This is a genomic window from Rhodococcus huquni, assembly GCF_055231055.1.
Genome location: NZ_JBUYWE010000003.1, coordinates 527151 through 546662, shown reverse-complemented (window position 1 = coordinate 546662; position 19512 = coordinate 527151). Strand labels below are relative to the sequence as shown.

Sequence of the window (19512 nt, the reverse complement as noted above, 5' to 3'; positions counted from 1 at the left end):
CGAGCGGTTCGATCAGAACCCGGTTGCGATCTGGCCCGGGTTCCACATGCCGGACCGCACCGCGGAACCGGTCGTGGGATCTGCAGGAACCGCGCTCGGATCCTTCGGGGAGTACTGCTCGATCTCACCCCAGTCGCGGTCCCAGTCGTTTTCGAGGTACGACGGGATGGTCCTAGCGTTCAGGAGCATCTCGATCCAGCCGAGCGGCCCGCCGCCCGAGTGGTCTTCCCAGAGATTGGTCGACACGGCGCCGCCGCGGTCCGGGAGGATGCGGTACTCGGGGATCTCGGCGATTCCGTTGCGGTGGTTGAACGGACGCTGGCACGGGAACTGCAGACCCACTGCCCAGTCGAGAAGGACGGGGCTGTCCGGACCGACGACATCGTTGAGTCGCTCGGTGACCGGAACTCGTGGCGGCGTGAAGGCGAGCCACTGCTCGGGGCTGCGGTCGGTGTCCGACGCGACGAGGCGGACCACATCCGCCTCCGCCGGCAACTGGTCGAGCGGAACACGCACGTTCCGCCACGACGGCGCGGGCCCGATGTCCATCGGGATCGCCGAGCCCAACGACGTCACGGCGGAGTCCGGCTGCCGGACGCCGTATTCGACCTCGAGGGGCAGACCCGGCGTGATGACGCCCTGGCTGTCGATCGACTGGATTCGGCCGGCGGCCGCGATCGAGATGAGAGCGCCGCGTTGGCCGTCGGGGCCGGCCTCGGGCAGCTGGTACCAGCCGGAGGTGAGCTCCGCCGACGTCTGCTCGACCGGGGCGAAGCTGCCCATCACCGGAGTCGTCGCCGGGTTCAGGCCGAACGGGAGTGCGACGGAACTGCCGTTGATGCCGATGTTTCCGGCGCCGCCACCCGTGCCGGCCGGCGTGTTGTGGGACGTGCCGGCGTTCTCCTCGTTCTTCACCGAGTTCGCGGTGCCGGACGTGGTCTCCTCCTTGTCCGCCTTCAGGTCGCCGGCGACACCGTTGGGGCCGAAGCCGGTGCTGTCGGCGCCACCGAGGGCGGTTGCCGGGTCACCGGAAACGGGAGCCAGGATCGACGCATTGGCGTCCTTCTCGAGGAGAACGTCGTTGGCGAGGCCGCAGGGCTGACCGGTGACGGCATCGATGTTGGACCGGGCGATCGAGAACGCCGGGTACTGCGCCACAGCACCCTTCGCCATGGACAGCACCTCGAACACCACCATGATTCCGGCCGCGATGGTGAGCGGCGGAATCGCCCAGAATCGGGCGGAACGCTTGGATTCCACGACGCCGAGCGGTTCTCGGACGTGGTACCAGATCGCGGCGATCAGCAGTAGCACTGTCAGGCCCAGCAGTGCGGAGCCGGCACTGATTCCTGCCACCTCGACCGTCTTGTCGAACCAGGGGACGCCGTAGCTCGACACGTACCACCAGCCGTTGACGCTGGTGAAGCACAGGGCGAGCACGAACGTCACGGCCGCGGCGAACAGTGCACGATTGCGGTGTGAGCGCAGGCTGTGCACGCCGACCGCGACCGTGGCGAGCACCGCAAGCGACCCGGCGAGACCGGCGAACACACCGAAGTGGTGGGTCCACTTGGTGGGCGTGAACATCATCAGCACCATCGCGCCGAGCGTGATGCCGACGATGCGGCGCGACGGCCCCAGCGAGGTGCCGGGGATCCGGCCACCCTTGCGCATCATCGCCAAGACGCACACCGCCAGGCACAACACCATGGCCAACACACCGAATCGGCGCGACAGTGAACCGTCGACGCTGGCGTTGAACAGCCACTGGTAGCGCAGGTACTCCTCGTACCAGTGCTGATTCGGCCCGGCCACTTCGTGGGCGTGCTGCATCTGGAAGACGGTCGCGAGGCCCTGGTCGGCGAACACGGCGACCAGCACGAGCGTTCCCGACGCGATGAGCGGCAGCAGCAGCGGCCAGTAGCCGACGGTGCGTGCTCGTTCCACCACGACCTTCGTCAGCGGCCGCAGGCCGGCGATGAGTGCCGCGAAACAGATGAGCCCGGACGGGCCTGCGGTGAGCGTGGCCGCACCCACCAGAATTGCGATCGCGGCCGGAAGCAGACGGCGGGTGGCGATGGCGCGCTCGACGGAGCACCACGTCAGGAGCACACCGACGGCAACGGCCGGTTCCGGTCGTAGTCCGTTGTTGTAGGGCAGCCAGAACGCGAGGAACACGAGCCCGCCGGTCCACAGTGCGATCTTGCTGGATCTCGCCGCGGCGCCCAGTCGGGGCAGCACCTCACGGCTGATCACCAGCCACGCGACGATGCCGCACACCAGTGCCGGTAGGCGCACCCACGGGCTTGCCGTGGTCACGTGCGCGAGGAGGGCGAAGAAGTCGTAGTACGGGCTACCGAACGGGGCTTCCGGGACACCGAAGTAGCGGAAGTAGTTCGCCATGTACCCGGCCTCTTCGGAGGCTCGGGCCATCGTGAACTGATAGCCGTCGTCGGAGGTGGTGGCGCCGATGAAGTGCCACACCACGAGCGTGCCGAGCACCACGACGTCGGCACCGGTGAACGACCACCACCTGGTCGGCAGGAATCGGCGCGATCGGCGTCCGTCCGAATTGTCGAGGCGATGCAGGCCGTACAGAGCGACCAGCGTGGCGAGCACGCCGGCGACCATGGCCAGGATCTTCCACACGGTGGGAGAGGAGGTGAACCTCGTGTCGATCTCTGCGTTCACCTCGAGGCCGTCGGTCTGTTGATCCAGGTCGCTGAAGATGCCGACCATCTGCGGACGTAGATCGCCGTCGTACCGGCCGACGGGCCGGTCGCTGCCGGTCACCTCGGCGGTGGTCGACGTGCCGTCCGAATTGATGGCGATCGAGCATCCTGCCGGGAGCTGATCGAGAGGTACCGAGAGGAGCGCCCGGTTACGGAAGACGACCTCGGCGGTGCCGGGAGAGTCGCCCGATCCAGCCATCACCTTGGCGACGAACCCGTACCGCTCGGCGTCTGGTGTGCCCGCGGGGGAGGTGGAGGCGAGCAGACCACCGGTGTCTGCGAGCGATTCCACCGACTCGCAGGGAATCGTGGCGTCGAAAGTGAGTGGTGCGTACCCGACGAGCGGGGCTTCGACGCTCGGTCCGCCGGTCCAGCTGACCGTGGCGGTGTCCTGCTTCACTGGGAGGAAGGGCACCGACAGCGTCAGCAGAATGCCCAGTACTCCGGCGACGATCGCGACGATCCGCATGGATCGAAGCGATCGGCCCCCACCGGGGTTGCCCCCGGGCTTGTGATTCGGACGGTTTTCGGGAGGTGTAGCCGCTCCCACAACGCTGTCGTTCACGACCACGCATGCTAGCCGACCGGCGAGTAGCTACCGGATTCGCGCTGGTAGCGCGGTCTTGGTCTTGGGTGACGGTCAGTCGTTACCGGCGGTCACCGCTGTCGCCTCGTCGGCGCTGTGCGCCTCCGGATCGTGGTCGTCGACGTGGGCGAGGACCTTGCGGCCGGTCGACAGCACGAGCACGGCGGCGAGGGTGCACACCGCGCCGACCCAGAACGGCACGTGAACGTTCGACTCGCCGAGCTTGCCTGCGACCCACGGTGCGGCGGCGCCGCCGACGAAGCGAACGAAGCTGTACGCCGCCGAGGCCGTCGAACGCTCGACGGGGGCCGAGATCATGACGGTCTCCGTGATGAGGGTGTTGTTGACACCCAGGAACAGGCCGGCCAGTACGACGCAGACGATGAGGACCGGCTTGGAGTCCGTGAATACTGCCATCGCAGCGAGGTCGACGGCGAAGAGCGCCAGTGCGGCCATCATCGTGCGGAGCGTGCCGAAACGACGCTGCAGTCGCGGTGCGAGGAACACCGACGAAACCGCGAGGGCGAGTCCCCAGCCGAAGAAGGTGAACCCGATCGGGTAGGCGCCCATGTCCAACGGAAACGGCGTGTACGCGAGGAGAGTGAAGAAGCCGTAGTTGTAGAGCAGTGCGGTGACGGCGACGGTCAGCAGACCGCGGTGGCGCAATGCCTTGAACGGTGCGGTGATCGACGTTCTGTGCTCGGGTGGCGGGGCAGAAGGCAACAACGTGACGATGAGGATGAACGCGACGGCCATCAGGGCTGCGACCCCGAAGAAGGGTGCTCGCCAGCTGATGTCGCCGAGAACGCCGCCCGCGAGCGGTCCGATGGCGATGCCGATGCCGAGGGCCGCCTCGTACAGGATGATGGCGCGAGCGACTCCGCCGCTGGCCGCGCCGACGATCGCGGCCAGTGCCGTGGCGATGAAGAGGGCGTTGCCCAGTCCCCAGCCGGCGCGGAACCCGACGATCTCGTTGATGGTTCCCGAGCTTCCGGCCAACGCGGAGAACACGATGATGATGCCCAGTCCGAGAAGCAGCGTTTTCTTCGCGCCGATCCGGCTGGACACGACACCGGTGATCAGCATGGCGACGCCGGTGACGAGCATGTAGCTCGTGAACAGGAGTGAGACCTGGGACGGGGTGGCGTCGAGTTGTTCGCCGATCGGTTTCAGGATGGGGTCGACGAGGCCGATTCCCATGAAGGCGATGACGCTGGCGAATGCCACCGCCCACACCGCTTTGGGTTGGTGCAGGAGGCTGGGCGGAGCCTCGCTCTGATGTTCTGTGACGGTCGTGGTGCTCACGGCCACCTCCTTCGAGCTTGTCGTCGGTGGATCTGGGGGTTGGGGGTCTTCAGGGGTTGTGGGGGTCCTGCGCCTGCAGAATCATCCGAAGTTCGTCGAGTCCTTCGGTGAGTCGCCCGATCTGCGCTTCGTCGAGGTGCGCGAAGTGGGGAGCGAGCCGGTTTGCGATCTCGGCCCTGCCGGATTCGAGATAGTCGCGTCCGGTATCGGTGATGGCGACGCGGACCGCTCGTGCGTCGTCGGGATCGGCGGTGCGCGCGACGAGCCCGGCTTCGGCGAGCTTGCCCAGGAGTGAGGTGGCCGTGGGTTGGGAGCAACGGTCGATCCGGGCGAATTCGCTGATGCGTAGTTCCTCGTGCTCGCTCAGGAGCGAGAGCGCGCGGAGCCAGGGGCGCGGGTGGGCCTCGGTTCCGAACGAGGCGACAAGGCGATTGAACCGATGCGAGCTGGACACGAGCTCGATCAGGAGATTGCGGAGGTGAAGATCGGCGTTCTGCACGAGAACTAATATTACATAGGCTAACTATGCAAGTAAAGGGTTTCGTTGCTTGCCCTGGGCGTCGGCCTTCAGAGGTGAGCCGGCTCGGAAGTGGCGATTTCGAGGAGCCGGGGAAGTGACTCGTCGGTGGCGATTCCCGGAAGAATCAACTGCCACAGTTCAGCCAGACGTTCGAACAGGTCGGCTCGACCACACATGGCCTGCGACACCAGTTGCAGGCCGGTGAACGAACTGGACAGAAGTCGGCCCAATCCGGCGGGATCGACTGACGGTCGCAGTTCGCCGTCCTGCACGCCTCGCTCTGCCAACTGTGCGATCGCGTCCGCCCAGTCGATGAACGGCTTCTTGTCCGGATGCTCGGTCACGCCGATCTCGAGCGACAGCCGGATTCCGGCTCGGGCGATGGGCTCCTCGACCAACTGTCGCGCCATCTCCTGTCCGGAGCGGATGATCGCTTCGGTTGCGGTGTCGGAGGCGGCGACCGCACGCATCGAGCCTTCCATCGCCATCACGTGTTGTTCTTCGATGACGGCCTGGGCCAGGGCTTCCTTGGAATCGAAATGGAAGTACAACGCACCTTTGGTCACGTTCGCGTACGCGAGGATGCCGCTGAGGCTGGCTCCGCCGAACCCGAGTTTGTCGAAGCTTCGAGCGGCGCCTTCCATCACCTGCTTTCGGGTGATCTCTGCGCGTGCCTGTAGCGGCATGGGCAAGCCTCGCAATCGTGAGTCCGCGTCCTTGACGTCGGATGCAAGTCAACCAGAATTCGCGCGGGTACGTTCAACCCACACCGGGAGGTCAGGAGAAACGTATGAGCAAGTCGAGTCGAAGTGTCGATCGGGCAGTGTTCCTCGGAGCGTCGGCAGCCACGGTGGCCGGAGCGGTCCTCGGGATCGAGAAGCTCCAGAAGATCGCAAAACCGCTGATCGCACCCGCCCTCGCCGCCCAGGTACTGCGGCGTCGAGACGAACTCGAACCTCTCGATGCAGCCCTGCTGATCGGTGCGTTGTCCGCGGCGACCGTCGGGGACGTGTTCATGATCGACCCGGACGACGACCGGCGTCTGGTCCGCGGGGCCACGTCGTTCGCGGTGATGCAGGCCGGCTATTCCACGGTGCTGGCCAGGCACGGTGCCCGTCCGACGGCTGCCGCGGCGATCCCGCGCTTCCTGAGCTGGGCGGGCGCGGCCGGGCTGCTCGGCAACCGCGCCCCCGAGGTGGCACCACAGCTCGGCGCCTACGGTCTCGTGCTCGGCACCACCTCGACCCTCTCGGCCGACCCGCGACTCGCCCCCGGGGCCGACGTCCGTGTCGGCATGGTGGTTCCGTCGGGTGATCCGCGCAGTCGGATCGGGCTCGGTGGGCTGCTGTTCACGTCCTCGGACGGACTGATCGTGGCGCGCAAACTCTTCTTCCGCGGCAAGGCAGCGCGGGCGTTGTCCGAAGGCGTCGTGCTCGGTACCTATGCAGCGGCCCAGCTCTTCCTCGTCGAGGGGATGCTGGCACTGGGACGCCGCAGGCCCGTCACGGGCACAGCATGATCCGATCCCGATTCCGAGGGTCGACTCGAACTCCCACCGTCTCGCCGACGACGAACTTGGGGGCGTCCTCGCGCCGCACCTCGTAGATCACGCGCCCCGCGTAGCTCTCCGACCCGGGAACCGTCAGAACAAGGTCGAGTTGGGTGAGTTCGCCGTTGTCGACAGTGGGTTGGAGTGGGGTCGCCTCCTCGATGCGAGCCCACCCCTCGAGGCCGTGTCGTTCGAGTCTGCGATCGGCTCGGGGCGGTCGATCGGCGAGCATCATGCCCACACCCAGCGCAACTCCGAAGGCGGCCAGCAGCCCCATCACCTGATAGGGGACTGTTCCGGCAGGCGTGTGGCCGACGAGCCAGCCGAGCCAGATCGCGAGGACGACGACGTATCCGACCGTGATGAAACAGACGGTCCGGACGATTCGCGGATGGTTCATCGTGCTCCCTCCATGTCCAGGCTACTGCGCAGGAGCACGGCCGTTAGAGTGCAGTGTCGGCGGTTCGAGTGCAGCGCCGACAGGGCCGAAAACGTGTGGAGGTAAGTCGGGTGGCGTGGCGTCGAAATTCCGTGTTTTCCACCGCGCTGATGTGCGCGGGCGTGGGTGCAGCCTTGGTGCTGACCGGCTGCGGAGGATCTTCGGACGCGTCGTCTCAGGCGAGCGCGACGTCGACGAGTAGCGTTTCGGCGACGACCGAGGCCACGACCCCGCCGCCGATCACGACCACCGAGGCCCTTCCACCGCCACCACCTCCGCCGCCCGCGCCGACCACCACAGAGGCGCCCACCACCACGCTCACCGACGTCGAGTTCGAGCGAAACGAGTCGTACTACTTCACGTCGCCGAGCGGCGGTTTCCAGTGCGGAATCATCAAGCTGCCGAACCGTACCGAGGCAGGTTGCCAGGGCGTCACCGCACCGATACCGCCGAAGCCGGAGTCGTGCATGGTCAGCTGGGGCAACGGCATCAGGGTCGAGAACGAGGGGGAAGGCGCATTCATGTGTTCCGGCGGGCTCGTCTACACCTCGGGCGACGAAGGCGGCGACCCCGTCCTGTCTCCCGGGTCGGAACTGAGCAAGCTCGGCTACACCTGCAGCACCACTGCCAAGGACGTCACCTGCACCAACGACGAGACCACGCACGGATTCACCGTCGCATCCGACTCGAACGAGACGTTCTGACGCCGTGACGGACGCGGAGGAGTCAGGACCCACCGAATGGGGCGAGCACCCCAACGGAGTCGGCCCGTGGGAGAGCGAACACGGCACACCGGTCCCGACGGACTCCCGATACGACCCCGAACTTCTCGCCGACGGCGACCGCCGCAACGTCGTCGACACCTATCGGTACTGGAAGCGTGAGGCGATAGTCGAGGACATCGACACCCGTCGCCATCCGCTGCACGTCGCGATCGAGAACTTCGGGCACGACTCCAACATCGGCACCGTGGTGCGCACCGCCAACGCGTTCGCCGCGGCCGCCGTGCACATCGTGGGACGCCGACGGTGGAATCGGCGCGGCGCCATGGTCACCGACCGCTATCAGCATGTCGTGCACCACTCCGACGTCGACGAACTGATGGAGTTCGCCCGCGCCAACGGACTCACGGTCGTCGCCGTGGACAACACCCCCGGCTCGGTTCCGCTCGAGACGGCGAGCCTGCCGCGTGAGTGTCTGCTGCTGTTCGGGCAGGAGGGCCCCGGCGTCACCGATCGGGCGCGCGAGGTTTCGTCCATGACCGTGTCCATCGCGCAGTTCGGATCGACTCGCAGCATCAACGCGGGTGTGGCCGCCGGTATCGCGATGCACGCGTGGATCCGTGAGCATGCCGATCTCGGCAAGGCGTGGTAGCGAAACCGCCCACGGATAGGCAAGATCAACTCCTATGCACGAGGATTGGTCGGCGCGAGCGGATGCCGCAGAAGAAGCGGTCGTCGGACGCCATCTACGAAGGTTGTGGGCGCTCCCGGGAACAGCGCTCGGCGTGGTGGCCTGGCCGGCGGTGCGGCGCGAGCGACTCTTCTTCAGCTGGCACTACTGGTGGCAGGCACACCTGATCGACTGCGCCGTCGATGCTCTCGAGCGCGAGCCGACGTCCAAGCGCCGTCGCCGGATAGTGCGGATCGCCCGTAGCCACCGGATGCGAAACCTCACCGGCTGGACCAACAACTACTACGACGACATGGCGTGGCTGGGTATCGCGCTGGACCGCGCTCAACGTATGCACTCCATCGACAACCGGCATGCAGTACAGGCGCTGGAATCGGAGTTGTTCGATGCGTGGTCGGGCGAGCACGGCGGTATCCCGTGGTGCAAGGGCTCGGACTTCTTCAACGCTCCCGCGAACGGCCCGGCGGGAGTCATGTTGGCGCGTACGGGCAGGCTGTGGCGGGCCCAGGCGACGGCCGATTGGATCGACGCGACGCTACGTGACGAAGACACCGGCCTGATCTTCGACGGAATCCACCTGGGCGGTACGCATTCCGGAAGCGCCGATTCGGTCGACGGACTCGAACGTGTCGTCTACTCGTACTGCCAGGGTGTGACGCTGGGGCTCGAGACGGAGCTGGCCGCGCGGATCGGGGCGCCACGGCACCGTGAGCGTGTTCACCGGCTGGTCGAGGCGATCGACTATCGGCTCACCGATCGCGGCGTCATCACCGGCGGTAGCGGCGGGGACGGTGGTCTGTTCAACGGAATCCTCGCGCGCTACTTGGCGCTCACCGCCGTGACGCTGCCCTGGAGCGGGCCGGAAGACATCGAGGCTCGCGACGCGGCGGCCCGGATCGTGCTGGCCTCGGCAGAATCGGCATGGAAGAACCGGCTGGAGATCGAGGGTCTGCCACTGTTCGGACACGACTGGCGACGCAGCGCGCAACTCCCCGGTTTCGGCGCCGGAATCGCCACCTTCACCGGTGGCACGGTGCGTCCGTCGGACATCCCAGAGCGGGACCTGTCCGTGCAACTGGGCGGGTGGATGCTCATCGAAGCTGCACACCTCGTATCCGCTGCGGGCTATCCCCGCCACCCTTGACCCCCGTTCCCCGACCAATGTCACACACGTTCAGCTCACGCGAACCGGTGTGACATTGGTCGGGGGGCGGGGTTGGAATCAGCGGGTCCATTAACGGTGTCGGCGGCCTCTGCGCGCTGTTAGAAAATTGGAATGACCGATTCGTCAACGCCCAAACGCCAACTCAGCCTCAACGCCTTCGTCTACCCGGCAGGCCATCACGAGGCGGCGTGGCGCCACCCGTCGACCACGCCCGAGCGACTCTTCGACGCGGCGTACTACCAAGACATCGCGCGCACCGCCGAGGCCGCCAAGCTCGACGCGATCTTCTTCGCCGACGGGCCCGCTCTGCGTAGCGATGTGGAGCACGGCGCGGTCGGCGTGCTGGAGCCGATCACGCTGTTGACTGCAATCGCGGCCGTCACGGAGCGAATCGGTCTCATTGCGACCGCCTCGACGACGTACTACGAGCCCTACAACCTGGCAAGGCTGTTCGCATCGCTCGACCACATTTCCAAGGGCCGGGCAGGGTGGAACATCGTGACCACCGGAACCGATTTGGCGGCCGCCAATTTCGGGCTCGACAAGCACCCTGATCACGCCGATCGGTACGCCCGTGCCCGCGAGTTCGTGGACGCCACCGTCAAACTGTGGGACAGCTGGGAAGACGACGCAGTGCTCGTGGACGTGGAAGGTGGCCGCTACGCGGACAAGGACAAGATTCACGAGATCAATTTCGTAGGAAGGCATTTGAGGGTTCGAGGGCCCTTCAATGCGCCGCGCACGCCGCAGGGGCATCCGGTGCTCGTGCAGGCCGGGGCATCCAACGAGGGACGTACGTTCGCAGGGCAGTATGCGGAGGCGATCTTCACGGCGCATCAACGATTGTCGGACGCGCAGGCGTTCTACGCGGACATCAAGGATCAGGCGGTGCGGTTCGGCCGACGTCCCGAACACGTCAAGATCCTGCCGGGCATCAGCCCGTTCATCGCGGACACCGAGGCGCAGGCGCGCGAGCTGGAACTCGAGTTCAACAGTCTCACGTCGACGGATTACGGACTCGACCAACTCGAGAACATCACCGGACACGATGTGCGGCATCTCGACTTGGACGCGAAGGTTCCCGCTGGGATCTTCGGCGACGCGGGCGATGTCACCGACAACAAGAAGAGTCGAGTTCAGGTGATCGCCGGCATCGTGGAGCGTGAGCAGCCGACTCTGCGCACGCTGCTCCACCGGCTCGCGGGCGCCCGTGGGCACCGGGTGTTCGTCGGGACGCCGGTTCAGGTCGCCGACACGATCGAGGAATGGTTCACCAACGGTGCAGCAGACGGCTTCAATGTCATGCCGCCGTACTACCCGGGTGGACTCGAGGTGTTCGCGGAGAAGGTCGTGCCGATCCTGCAGGAACGCGGTCTCTTCCGGACCGAGTATTCGGGAACGACGCTGCGCGATCATTTCGGCCTGCCGCGCCCGGAAAGTCAGTACGCGAATACCGCCGACGCCGCCGCTCTCGCCTGACTCACCCCCCGGCGAATGTCACACCGGTTCGCGTGAGCTGAACGTGTGTGACATTCGTCGGGGGAGGGGGGTGGGGGAAGAGCAAGTAATGAAAACGGTTATCGTTAGCGTATGGCTGACCGCACCCCACTCCCCGTCACCGTTCTTTCCGGGTTCCTCGGAGCCGGAAAGACGACGCTCCTCAACCACATACTCGCGAATCGTGAAGGTCGCAGGGTGGCGGTGATCGTCAACGACATGAGCGAGGTCAACATCGATGCAGCTCTGATCGCGGGTCAGGGGCACTTGGACCGCACCGAGGAGAAGCTGGTCGAGCTGACCAACGGCTGCATCTGCTGCACGCTGCGTGAAGACCTGGTGGAATCCGTCGCCAGGCTCGCGGCCGAAGGAAAGTTCGACCACCTCGTCATCGAGTCGACGGGGATTTCCGAGCCCATGCCGGTCGCCGCGACCTTCGATTGGGAGTTCGAGGACGGTTTCAGCCTCGGCAGTGTCGCTGCTCTCGACACAATGGTGACGGTGGTGGATGCGTCCACGTTCCTCGGTGAACTGGCCAAGGGCGATCGGTTGGATGCGCGGGATCTCGAGGCCGGAGACGGCGACGAACGCAGCATCTCCGATCTTCTGGTGGATCAGGTGGAATTCGCGGACGTGGTTCTGATCAACAAGACCGACCTCGTGAGCGAACGGGCTGCGGGGACGGTCGAGGCCACGGTGCGCCGACTCAATCCCACAGCAGTACTTCGTCGGACCCAGAAAGGTGTTGTGCCACTGAGCCAGGTGCTCGCCACCGGGCTGTACGACCCCGAGGCGGCGGCTCAGTCACCCGGGTGGGCCGAAGAGCTCGCGGGCGGACACACTCCGGAGACCGAGGAGTACGGCATCCGCAGCGTCACTTATCGCGCGTCGCGCCCGTTCCACCCGGCCCGGCTCGAAGCCGCGTTGGAACAGCTCGCCGGAGTGCTCCGTAGCAAGGGGTTCTGTTGGGTGGCAAGTCGTCCGACGATTGCGGCGCTCTGGTCCCAGGCAGGGCCGAACCTGGTCATCGAGCCGGCACAGTTCTGGGAATCGACGGACGAGACACCAGGCCAGGAGATCGTCTTCATCGGCGTGAAACTCGACCGGGACGGCCCGAAGACGATCCTGGACCGCGCCCTGTTGACCGACGTCGAGTTGGCCGCCGGGCCACGTGCGTGGGTCGACTTCGAAGACCCACTACCTGCCTGGGAGCCCGTCCACCAGCACTGAATCGGCTTCTACGCAGCCTGCCGATCCCAGGTGGAAACTGCCCAGATCACGACCACGTCGAGGGCGATGACCAGGATTCCCCAGAGCGGGTAGTAGGGCAGCCACACGAAGTTCACGACGATCGAGATTCCCGCAAGGATGACCGCGGTGATGCGTGCCCACGTTGCACCCGTCATCAGTGCGAAGGCGGTGACGACAACGAGGACGCCGACGATCAGATGGACCCAGCCCCACGTCGTGACGTCGAACGCATAGGTGTAGTCGAGTCCGGTCACGAATATCTCGTCCGAGGCGATCGCGGCAATTCCCTGGAGGACGGAGAGGATGCCGGCGACTGCCAGCAAGATCGCCGCGACCACCGTCGTCAAGCCCGCGACTCCCTGTCTCACAGGGTGAGCACCGGACGCGAGGTCCTGGCTCCGGTCAGGTGTTGTGGTCATTGGAGTTTCCTTCCGTGGCATCCGGACGATCCGGAGTGACGATCGCGAAGTTCGGGTCCCCGCCGTCCAGGACGCCGACGAGCCGTTCGAGTACAGATGCGTCGCCCTCGACTGCGATTCCCGCCTCGGCGAGGGCGTCGGCAGAGGTAATTCCCGTTACGAGCGCAGATAAACCAGATCCGGTAGTGGTCACGGTGGCGTCCGGGGTGACCGAGCGGAGGTGCGGGCCGTGCGTGAGAACGCCGTTGGCGAGTCGGAGCCGGTGGCGATCGTCCACATCGGTGAGGACGATCTCGATGGTCAGGGTCTCGTCCCATGCCTTCGGCCCGTCCACCTGCACGGCCATGGCGTCGAAGAGCATCTCGGGTGTGAGCATGGAGACGATGTCGGGCGCCGCGGTAACGGTGGGCGTCCCGAACTGGCCGTGGCGAAGTTCCGTCGTTCCGGACAGATACCAGTTCCGCCAGGTGCCGTTCTCGGCCCCGTATCCGAGTTGTTCGTAAGTGTCCGCAAGGAGTTCTCTGGCCGCTGCATGATCCGGCTGCGCGAAGACGACGTGATTCACGACCTGCGCGACCCATCGATAGTCCCCGGTTTCGAAGGATTCGCGGGCCTTCGTGACAACTGCGTCGGCACCGCCCATGAACTCGACGTAGCGCTTCGATTGCTCGACGGGCGTGTGCTCCCACAAGCTGGCCGGATTTCCGTCGAACCAGCCGAGATAGCGCTGGTAGATCGCCTTGACGTTATGGCTCAACGAGCCGTAGTACCCCCGCGCGCTCCACGCATTCTCGAGCGCGGGTGGGAGTGTGATTCGCTCGGCGATCTCTGGGCCGGTGAGTCCTCGGTTGATCATCCGCAGGGTCTGATCGTGCACGTACGCATACAGATCCCGCTGTGTGGACAGGAATTCGACGACGCGCTCGTTCCCCCACGTGGGCCAGTGATGCGACGCGAAAGCGACCTCGACCTCGTTGCCGAACAGTGCGATTGTTTCCGACAAGTATTTCGCCCAGCCATGGGGATCGCGAACGACGGCGCCGCGCAGGGTGAGCAGGTTGTGGAACGTGTGCGTCGCGTCCTCTGCCGCACACAGTGCCTTGAAACCCGGGAAATAGATCAGCATTTCGGACGGCGCCTCGGTGTCCGGCGCCATCTGGAAGACCATACGGACGCCGTCCACCGTGGCGTCCTGTCCGGTAGTTGTGACGACGTCGGTGGGCACGATGAGAGTGACTGTCCCGGTGGAGACCGTCTGTCCCAAACCTGCGCCGACCTGTCCATCGGGGCCCCGGTCGAGCGCGGCGCCGTACATGTAGCTGGCCCGGCGTCCCATCGCTGTGCCCGCGTATACGTTCTCGGACACCGAATGTTCGAGGAAACCTTCGGGGGCGAAGATCTTCACCCGACCCGCATCGACGTCCTCCTGGGAGACGAACCCCTTGATTCCGCCGAAATGGTCGACGTGGGAATGGGTGTAGATCACCGCTTCGACGGGGCGCTCGCCGCGGTGCAGTCGGTACAAGTCGAGCGCGGCGCGACCCGTCTCCGCGCAGAGCAGGGTGTCGATGACGACCACGCCCTCGTCGCCCTCGACGAAGGTCGTGTTGGACAGATCGAGCCCCCGGACCTGGTAGATGCCCGGGACCACTTCGAACAATCCGTCGATCGCGGCGAGCCTGGACTGGCGCCACAAGCTCGGATTGACCGTGTCCGGTGCCTCGCCCTGGAGAAAGTCGTAGGTGGAGTTGTCCCACACGACGCGTCCGTTGTCGGTGGTTACCGCGCTGGGATCGGGACGGGCGATCAGGCCGCGCGTCGCGTCGGTGAAATCCTGATCGTCGTCGAAGGGGAGGGAATCGTGGATGGCCCGCTGCTGCTCGACGATCGTCGCGGACGGCGGTTTCGGATTCGTTGGCATGGTCGAACGGCTCCTGTTCGGTATGCACAGTTCGCCCGGGCGTCTCGGGACTAGGAGGAGCGCGCGGCCTTCGCTACTCCGTTGGTGAGAGAAATGATCGTCAGGCCGATGACCAGATAGAGAACGGCGCTGCCGATCTTCGACTCGGTCGTCGCGTCGAGAGCGAACGGCCACAGTGCGATGGCCGCCGTGACCAGCGTGGCAATCCAGCTGAAGAACGTCTCCGGCTGCGGGGTGGTCCACGTAAGTAGCTGGAGAAGAGTGGCGGCGATCAACGCGGCAACGGCAGCATTGACGGCAAGGGTGGCAATCTCCGTGTTCCCGACCCAGCCCCATTCCGGCGTCACGACAGGTATTTCGAGGAGGTGATCGAGCACCATGTAACCGACCACCGCCACCAACGCCGCGACCACGGCAGTGGCGAGGGTGCCGGTCAGAAACCGAACTGTATTCATCGCGCGGTCGCCCCTCTCCGGTAGATGCACCGGAACGCTCTATATCGAGCGTAGGGGGGTTGGAGGTGCCGGCGGGGCGAAATGGGACGGGATTATGTGCGGCCGAGGACTACCGAGTCATGCGCGGTCGACGACCTGGTCGACTTCGACTTCTTCCGGGGGACGCGCCATTTCTTGACGGTAGTGCCAGATGCCCAGGCCGGTGCCGATGATCAGCATCGCCACCATGCCGCCGACGACGGCGGGCATGAGCCAGGACACGCGTTGCAGGAAGCCGCCGCCGTAGAAGCCCAGCAAGAGCAGGACGGGCGCCCAGATAATGGCGCCGATGGTGCTGGCGATGGTGTATTTGGTGTGGTTCATCCGGGCGGCGCCGGCGACCATGGGGCACAGCGTACGAACCCACGGAATCCAGCGGGCGATCAGAACGGACCAGAACCCGTGCTTCTCGAGGAGCAGGTTCACCCGGTGCAAGTTTGCGTAGTTGAGATACTTGCCGCCCTTGCGGGCCAGGATCTTGTTCCCGGCGCGGTGGCCGATGACGTATCCGACCTGATTACCGCAGATGGCGGCGACCATCGCTCCGATCGACAACGACCACACGTGCGCGGAGCCGGAAGAATGACCGGCCAGCACGATCCCGGCGGTGATCAGCATGGAGTCGCCGGGCAGGAACAGGCCGAGGATGACGGCACATTCGACGAAGACGAATCCCACGACGATGATCCACACCAACGTCGGGCCGGCCGACTCCAGGGGCCCGAAAGTGCCTGACGCGAGGGTCACCATATTGCGCGCGTTACCTCGATCGAGTTCAGGAAGTCGGGTCGGTGGGGGACGCGACCGTCTCGGTCTCGGACCCTGCCGTGTTCGACGAAGCTGCGGTGTTCGAGGACGCTGCCGTGTTCGACGCCTTGCGGGCCGCGAGGAGGCGCTTTCCGACCTCGATGATGATCGGCAGGACGGACACGAACACGATCAGCAGGAAGATGATGTCGACGTTGTCGCGAATGAACTGAATCTGGCCGAGCAGGTAACCCAGCATCGTCACACCCGCACCCCACAGGATGCCGCCGACGACGTTGTACGTGAGGAACAGCGAGTACTTCATCTTCGATGCGCCTGCGACCACCGGGGCAAAGGTGCGCACGATAGGGACGAAGCGAGCCAGCACGATGGTGATGGGGCCGTGCTTCTCGAAGAAGGCGTGCGACTCGTCGATGTACTTCTTCTTGAAGAAGCGGGCGTCGTTGCTCTTGAAGAGCGCGGTTCCGCCCTTCGTGCCGATGAAGAAGCCCACCTGGTCGCCGAGGATCGCGGCGATCGGAATGAGAACCAGCAGCACCCCGATGGGGGCGAACGGCTCGATCTCGGTCGACTTCGACGCGGCGATCAATCCGGCTGTGAACAACAGCGAATCACCGGGGAGGAGCGGGAACAGCAGCCCGGACTCGATGAACACCACGAGCAGCAGTCCTACGAGAACCCAGGTGCCGAACGAATTCAGTAGGTTCACCGGGTCCAGGAATCCGGGCAACAAAGCCAAGTTGGTCACGGATTCCGACGCTGCCTGCACAATCACGGGGCCAAGCGTACCGGCGTTTTGTCAGATTGCCGGAACGAAGCAGGTCACCGCGCAGTCTGCGGCACCGAAACACCCTGCGCGGCCCCCGGATGGGGAGTCTGCGACCCGCGTCCTCCCGGTCGGGGAGTGTGCGACGCAACGGCCGCCACTTGCCATACTGCTGGGACTGCAATACTGCTAGGACCAACGGCCCGCCGTACTCCGACGGTGTGTGCCCAACCGAATTCGTCTATGGAGGACTGCCGCCGTGCCAATCGCGACTCCCGAGGTCTACGCCGAGATGCTTGGTCGGGCCAAGGAGCACTCCTTTGCCTTCCCTGCCATCAACTGCACTTCGTCCGAAACCATCAACGCAGCCATCAAGGGCTTCGCCGATGCCGGCAGTGACGGCATCATCCAGTTCTCGACGGGCGGCGCCGAGTTCGGTTCCGGCCTCGGTGTGAAGGACATGGTGACGGGTTCTGTCGCCCTCGCCGAGTTCGCACACGTCATCGCCGCCAAGTACGACGTGACGATCGCTCTGCACACCGATCACTGCCCCAAGGACAAGCTGGACGGGTTCGTGCGTCCGCTGTTGCAGATCTCGAAGGAGCGCGTCGAGGCCGGCCGCAACCCGCTGTTCCAGTCGCACATGTGGGACGGCTCGGCAGTCCCGATCGACGAGAACCTCGAGATCGCGAAGGAACTGCTCGCCCTGTCCAAGGCCGCGAACATCATTCTCGAGGTCGAGATCGGTGTCGTCGGTGGTGAAGAGGACGGCGTCGAGGCCGAGATCAACGACAAGCTCTACACCTCCAGCGAGGATTTCGAGAAGACCATCGACGCGCTCGGTGCCGGCGAGAACGGCAAGTACCTGCTCGCCGCCACCTTCGGCAACGTCCACGGCGTCTACAAGCCCGGCAACGTCAAGCTCCGCCCCGAGGTTCTCGACCAGGGACAGAAGGTCGCGGCCGCCAAGCTGGGGCTGGCCGACGGCTCGCAGCCGTTCGACTTCGTGTTCCACGGCGGATCGGGCTCGCTGAAGTCCGAGATCGAGGACTCGCTGGCATTCGGCGTAGTCAAGATGAACGTCGACACCGACACGCAGTACGCATTCACGCGTCCGGTCGCCGGCCACTTCTTCTCGAACTACGACGGTGTCCTGAAGATCGACGGCGAGGTCGGCAACAAGAAGGTCTACGACCCGCGTAGCTACCTCAAGAAGGCCGAGGCAGGCATGACCGAGCGCGTCATCGAGGCCTGCAACGACCTGAAGTCGGCGGGACGTTCCGTCTCCGCCTAGGTTCGGACAGCACTTCCAGTACGAAGAAGCCCCCTCCCATCGCCGGGAGGGGGCTTCTTCGTGTGTCCTACTGCGGCGGGTCGCAGACCTTCCAGGAGTCGTCGACCTCTTCGAGGTTGAACGTTCGCCACGACTGCTCACCGGGATTCGCCACGGTATGTGCGTTCACCTGCGCGATTGCAGTGTTGTCGGTGAACTGCACCGCATCGACCTCGCCCACCACCGGCAGGTTCTGATGCGACATCGCGACCTGATGGACGTTCGCGAACTCTTCCGGACTGATCGAGTTGTAGTACTCGGCGAGGCCGCCACAAGTAGAGCCTCGCAACGTGTCGAGATCGCCGTCGCGCAGTGCGGTGACGAAGGTGTCGATGCTGTCCTGCACCTTGGCTTCGGGGGAGTTTGCCGACACATGCTTCTGATACATCACGACGCCCGCGATCACGAGGGCAAGCAGAACCACGACGCCTGCGGCGATCGCCGAGAAGAGCCACGACCGCCCCTTCTTCTCCTTCCCGCCGGAGGACTGGCCGGTGCTGGCGGCGGCCGCGGTTGCACCCGCGGCGGGTTCGACGCGTTGCGGTGTTCGCTGCTGCTGCGGAGGCAGAACCCGCTGCGGCTGTGCCCGCTGGGCCGGTTGCTGCTGGGGAGGACGATTCTGGGGTGGACGGTTCTGGGGCGCGGGCCGCGTCGGTGGAGTCGTGTTCGCAGGGCGCGGCGCTCCTGCTGCGGGACGCGGCGCCGGCGGCTGCGGCTTCTGAGACGGAATCGCCTCGGTCTTCGCCTCCGAAGCGCCCTTCTGCTGCACAGGTGGAGTCGGCTTCGCGGCGCCGGCCGCGGGCCGCTGCGTTCGAATGGCCTCGGTCTCGGCTTCGGAGGCTTTGGGAGACTCCGTCGGCTTCGCCTTGCCAGGATCGGCCTTCGGGATCGCCTGGGTCTTGGCCTCGGATGCCGGTACTGCCACGGCGCCCGATTCCGGCGCCTTGTCGACGACGGGCTTCTTCTCGTCGTTCTTGGCCGGGGCGCTCGCGGCGCTGGTAGGCGCGACCGAGTCTTTCGGCGAGTCTTTTTGCGCAGGCGCCTTGGTGGGATCGGCCTTCGGGATCGCGGTTGTCGCTGCCTCGGAAGCCGGCGTCTTCTTGTCGACCTCGGGCTTCTTCTCGTCGTCCTTCTTCGGAGTGCTCGCATCGCCGGTGGGCGCGTCCTTGGACAGGGCGGCGTCAGGCTTCGACGTCTCGGTCACGTTCTCGGTTTTCGGAGGGGTGTCGGCCTTCCCGGTCTGGTCGGCCTTCGCCGCAGCGTCAACTTTGTCGGGTGATTCGTCGTCTTTCGGGTGCTGCACGCGATGCCCCTCGGTCTGCAGAGAAGTGGACTTCGGTGCAGCCTATCGACA

18 protein-coding genes are annotated in these 19512 nt (G+C 65.5%); 7 read left to right on the top strand and 11 right to left on the bottom strand.

Annotated features, from left to right (window positions below):
- Positions 1–12: 12 nt before the first annotated feature.
- The 4 genes from ACZI8R_RS09125 to ACZI8R_RS09110 form a co-directional block, all read right to left on the bottom strand.
- On the bottom strand, positions 13–3297 hold the full coding sequence (locus ACZI8R_RS09125; RefSeq protein WP_463379248.1) for an arabinosyltransferase domain-containing protein: 3285 nt from the start codon (positions 3295–3297) through the stop codon (positions 13–15).
- Positions 3298–3372: 75 nt separating this feature from the next.
- Positions 3373–4629 carry an MFS transporter gene (locus tag ACZI8R_RS09120; protein WP_463379247.1) on the bottom strand — a complete coding sequence of 419 codons (1257 nt, stop codon included), beginning with the start codon at positions 4627–4629 and terminating at the stop codon, positions 3373–3375.
- Between the two features lie 43 nt (positions 4630–4672).
- Positions 4673–5122: a MarR family winged helix-turn-helix transcriptional regulator gene (locus ACZI8R_RS09115; RefSeq protein ID WP_463379246.1), complete on the bottom strand. Its 450-nt coding sequence runs from the start codon at positions 5120–5122 to the stop codon at positions 4673–4675.
- Positions 5123–5190: 68 nt separating this feature from the next.
- Positions 5191–5829, bottom strand: a complete 639-nt coding sequence (locus tag ACZI8R_RS09110; RefSeq protein WP_463379245.1) for a ScbR family autoregulator-binding transcription factor — start codon at positions 5827–5829, stop codon at positions 5191–5193.
- A gap of 104 nt (positions 5830–5933) precedes the next feature.
- Between ACZI8R_RS09110 and ACZI8R_RS09105 the strand changes: the two genes are divergently transcribed.
- On the top strand, positions 5934–6662 hold the full coding sequence (locus ACZI8R_RS09105; protein ID WP_463379244.1) for a lysoplasmalogenase family protein: 729 nt from the start codon (positions 5934–5936) through the stop codon (positions 6660–6662).
- Here the strand turns inward: ACZI8R_RS09105 and ACZI8R_RS09100 are convergent.
- A complete protein-coding gene (locus tag ACZI8R_RS09100; protein WP_463379243.1) occupies positions 6646–7092 on the bottom strand; it encodes a hypothetical protein in 447 nt (148 codons plus the stop codon). The genes ACZI8R_RS09105 and ACZI8R_RS09100 overlap by 17 nt on opposite strands.
- 110 nt (positions 7093–7202) lie before the next feature.
- Here ACZI8R_RS09100 and ACZI8R_RS09095 point away from each other — a divergent pair, with 110 nt between their 5' ends.
- From ACZI8R_RS09095 to ACZI8R_RS09075, 5 genes are all read left to right on the top strand, one after another.
- Positions 7203–7835, top strand: coding sequence for a hypothetical protein (locus ACZI8R_RS09095; protein WP_463379242.1), 633 nt, complete (start codon positions 7203–7205; stop codon positions 7833–7835).
- Between the two features lie 4 nt (positions 7836–7839).
- Positions 7840–8505: a TrmH family RNA methyltransferase gene (locus ACZI8R_RS09090; RefSeq protein WP_463379241.1), complete on the top strand. Its 666-nt coding sequence runs from the start codon at positions 7840–7842 to the stop codon at positions 8503–8505.
- A 34-nt stretch (positions 8506–8539) separates the two neighbouring features.
- Positions 8540–9688 carry a glycoside hydrolase family 76 protein gene (locus ACZI8R_RS09085; protein WP_463379240.1) on the top strand — a complete coding sequence of 383 codons (1149 nt, stop codon included), beginning with the start codon at positions 8540–8542 and terminating at the stop codon, positions 9686–9688.
- Positions 9689–9820: 132 nt separating this feature from the next.
- Positions 9821–11188 (top strand): LLM class flavin-dependent oxidoreductase, encoded by a 1368-nt coding sequence (locus ACZI8R_RS09080; protein ID WP_463379239.1) that lies wholly within the window; start codon positions 9821–9823, stop codon positions 11186–11188.
- Between the two features lie 111 nt (positions 11189–11299).
- Positions 11300–12436 carry a GTP-binding protein gene (locus ACZI8R_RS09075; RefSeq protein ID WP_463379238.1) on the top strand — a complete coding sequence of 379 codons (1137 nt, stop codon included), beginning with the start codon at positions 11300–11302 and terminating at the stop codon, positions 12434–12436.
- A gap of 8 nt (positions 12437–12444) precedes the next feature.
- Here ACZI8R_RS09075 and ACZI8R_RS09070 read toward each other — a convergent pair whose 3' ends face one another.
- The 5 genes from ACZI8R_RS09070 to ACZI8R_RS09050 form a co-directional block, all read right to left on the bottom strand.
- Positions 12445–12876, bottom strand: coding sequence for a DUF7144 family membrane protein (locus ACZI8R_RS09070; RefSeq protein WP_463379237.1), 432 nt, complete (start codon positions 12874–12876; stop codon positions 12445–12447).
- Positions 12860–14797: an alkyl/aryl-sulfatase gene (locus ACZI8R_RS09065; protein WP_463379236.1), complete on the bottom strand. Its 1938-nt coding sequence runs from the start codon at positions 14795–14797 to the stop codon at positions 12860–12862. Before ACZI8R_RS09065 ends, ACZI8R_RS09070 begins: the two co-directional genes overlap by 17 nt.
- 50 nt (positions 14798–14847) lie before the next feature.
- Complete coding sequence (locus tag ACZI8R_RS09060) at positions 14848–15252, bottom strand: DUF6069 family protein (RefSeq protein WP_463379235.1); 405 nt, start codon at positions 15250–15252, stop codon at positions 14848–14850.
- A gap of 117 nt (positions 15253–15369) precedes the next feature.
- The gene (locus ACZI8R_RS09055) at positions 15370–16041 is read right to left on the bottom strand and encodes a DedA family protein (protein ID WP_463379234.1); all 672 of its coding nucleotides are present in this window, start codon (positions 16039–16041) and stop codon (positions 15370–15372) included.
- A gap of 25 nt (positions 16042–16066) precedes the next feature.
- Positions 16067–16834 (bottom strand): VTT domain-containing protein, encoded by a 768-nt coding sequence (locus tag ACZI8R_RS09050; RefSeq protein WP_463379233.1) that lies wholly within the window; start codon positions 16832–16834, stop codon positions 16067–16069.
- Between the two features lie 250 nt (positions 16835–17084).
- Between ACZI8R_RS09050 and fbaA the strand changes: the two genes are divergently transcribed.
- Positions 17085–18119 (top strand): class II fructose-bisphosphate aldolase, encoded by a 1035-nt coding sequence (fbaA, locus tag ACZI8R_RS09045; protein ID WP_463379232.1) that lies wholly within the window; start codon positions 17085–17087, stop codon positions 18117–18119.
- 67 nt (positions 18120–18186) lie between these two features.
- On the opposite strand, the gene ACZI8R_RS09040 is transcribed toward fbaA, so the two are convergent.
- Positions 18187–19461, bottom strand: coding sequence for an Rv0361 family membrane protein (locus tag ACZI8R_RS09040; RefSeq protein ID WP_463379231.1), 1275 nt, complete (start codon positions 19459–19461; stop codon positions 18187–18189).
- Between the last annotated feature and the right edge of the window lie 51 nt (positions 19462–19512).